The organism is Marinomonas sp. 5E14-1 (assembly GCF_039939215.1).
In the GTDB taxonomy this organism is placed as follows: domain Bacteria; phylum Pseudomonadota; class Gammaproteobacteria; order Pseudomonadales; family Marinomonadaceae; genus Marinomonas.
Genome location: NZ_JBDXMW010000027.1, coordinates 1 through 2,927 on the forward strand (window position 1 = coordinate 1; position 2,927 = coordinate 2,927).

Below are 2,927 nucleotides of genomic sequence, written 5' to 3' on the forward strand. Positions count from 1 at the left end.
GTCAAGCCTCACGAGCAATTAGTATTGGTTAGCTCAATGCCTCACAGCACTTACACACCCAACCTATCAACGTCCTAGTCTCGAACGGCTCTTTAGGGGACTCAAGTCCCAGTGAGATCTCATCTTGAGGGAGGCTTCCCGCTTAGATGCTTTCAGCGGTTATCCCGTCCGAACATAGCTACCCGGCAATGCCACTGGCGTGACAACCGGAACACCAGAGGTTCGTCCACTCCGGTCCTCTCGTACTAGGAGCAGCTCCTCTCAAATCTCAAACGTCCACGGCAGATAGGGACCGAACTGTCTCACGACGTTCTAAACCCAGCTCGCGTACCACTTTAAATGGCGAACAGCCATACCCTTGGGACCGGCTTCAGCCCCAGGATGTGATGAGCCGACATCGAGGTGCCAAACACCGCCGTCGATGTGAACTCTTGGGCGGTATCAGCCTGTTATCCCCGGAGTACCTTTTATCCGTTGAGCGATGGCCCTTCCATACAGAACCACCGGATCACTAAGACCTACTTTCGTACCTGCTCGACGTGTCTGTCTCGCAGTTAAGCGTGCTTTTGCCTTTACACTCTATGCATGATTTCCGACCATGCTGAGCACACCTTCGTGCTCCTCCGTTACTCTTTGGGAGGAGACCGCCCCAGTCAAACTACCCACCACACAGTGTCCTCGATCCAGATAATGGACCTGAGTTAGAACCTCAAACATACCAGGGTGGTATTTCAAGATTGGCTCCAATGAGACTGGCGTCCCATCTTCAAAGCCTCCCACCTATCCTACACAAGTAGGTTCAAAGTTCACTGTGAAGCTATAGTAAAGGTTCACGGGGTCTTTCCGTCTAGCCGCGGATACACAGCATCTTCACTGCGATTTCAATTTCACTGAGTCTCGGGTGGAGACAGTGTGGCCATCGTTACGCCATTCGTGCAGGTCGGAACTTACCCGACAAGGAATTTCGCTACCTTAGGACCGTTATAGTTACGGCCGCCGTTTACTTGGGCTTCGATCAAGAGCTTCGCCGAAGCTAACCCCATCAATTAACCTTCAAGCACCGGGCAGGCGTCACACCCTATACGTCCACTTTCGTGTTTGCAGAGTGCTGTGTTTTTAATAAACAGTCGCAGCCACCTGGTATCTTCGACCGATCAATGCTTACGGAGCAAGTCCTTCACACTAACCGGCGTACCTTCTCCCGAAGTTACGGTACCATTTTGCCTAGTTCCTTCACCCGAGTTCTCTCAAGCGCCTTGGTATTCTCTACCTGACCACCTGTGTCGGTTTGGGGTACGGTTCGATCATATCTGAAGCTTAGAAGTTTTTCCTGGAAGCATGGCATCAACCACTTCACCCAAAAGAGGGCTCGTCGTCAGTTCTCGGTCTTAAAAGGACCCGGATTTGCCTAAGTCCTAAACCTACCGCCTTAAACACAGACAACCATCGCTGTGCTGGCCTAGCCTTCTCCGTCTCTCCATCGCAATATGTACGAGTACAGGAATATTAACCTGTTTCCCATCGACTACGCATTTCTGCCTCGCCTTAGGGGCCGACTCACCCTGCCCTGATTAACATGGGACAGGAAACCTTGGTCTTCCGGCGGGGGAGTTTTTCACTCCCCTTATCGTTACTCATGTCAACATTCGCACTTCTGATACCTCCAGCCTGCCTTACAGCTTGACCTTCAACGGCTTACAGAACGCTCCTCTACCATCCAAGATAAATCTTGAATCCGTAGCTTCGGTGTACAGTTTAGCCCCGTTATATCTTCCGCGCAGGCCGACTCGACTAGTGAGCTATTACGCTTTCTTTAAAGGATGGCTGCTTCTAAGCCAACCTCCTAGCTGTCTAAGCCTTCCCACATCGTTTCCCACTTAACTGTAACTTTGGGACCTTAGCTGACGGTCTGGGTTGTTTCCCTTTCCACGACGGACGTTAGCACCCGCCGTGTGTCTCCCGTAATTGCACTCATTGGTATTCGGAGTTTGCATGGGGTTGGTAAGTCGGGATGACCCCCTAGCCCAAACAGTGCTCTACCCCCAATGGTGAGATACGAGGCGCTACCTAAATAGCTTTCGAGGAGAACCAGCTATCTCCGAGCTTGATTAGCCTTTCACTCCTATCCACAAGTCATCCCCGGACTTTTCAACGTACGTGGGTTCGGTCCTCCAGTTAGTGTTACCCAACCTTCAACCTGCTCATGGATAGATCGCCCGGTTTCGGGTCTATTCCCAGCAACTAAACGCCCTATTAAGACTCGGTTTCCCTACGGCTCCGCTAATCGCTTAACCTTGCTACTGAAAATAAGTCGTTGACCCATTATACAAAAGGTACGCAGTCACGGAACAAGTCCGCTCCCACTGCTTGTACGTACACGGTTTCAGGATCTATTTCACTCCCCTCACAGGGGTTCTTTTCGCCTTTCCCTCACGGTACTGGTTCACTATCGGTCAGTCAGGAGTATTTAGCCTTGGAGGATGGTCCCCCCATGTTCAGACAGGATAACACGTGTCCCGTCCTACTCGATTTCATTAAAATGGCGTTTTCGTATACGGGGCTATCACCCACTATGGCGACCCTTTCCAGAGTCTTCTACTAACACCAAATCAACTTAAGGGCTAATCCCCTTTCGCTCGCCGCTACTTAGGGAATCTCGGTTGATTTCTTTTCCTCCGGGTACTTAGATGTTTCAGTTCCCCGGGTTCGCCTCGTTAAGCTATGTATTCACTTAACGATACCCGCAAGCGGGTGGGTTTCCCCATTCGGAAATCTCGGGATCAAAGTTTGTTTATCAACTCCCCCGAGCTTATCGCAGATTACCACGTCCTTCATCGCCTCTGACTGCCAAGGCATCCACCGTGCACGCTTGGTCACTTGACCATATAACCCAAAATAGTTTCGGATCACATACCTAAGAGCTTTTG

Annotated in this window: 1 rRNA gene; it reads right to left on the reverse strand. The window is 50.8% G+C overall.

The window, feature by feature from the left end:
* A 23S ribosomal RNA gene (locus ABFY09_RS15060) occupies window positions 1-2,883 on the reverse strand; the annotation flags it as partial.
* Window positions 2,884-2,927: the final 44 nt, after the last annotated feature.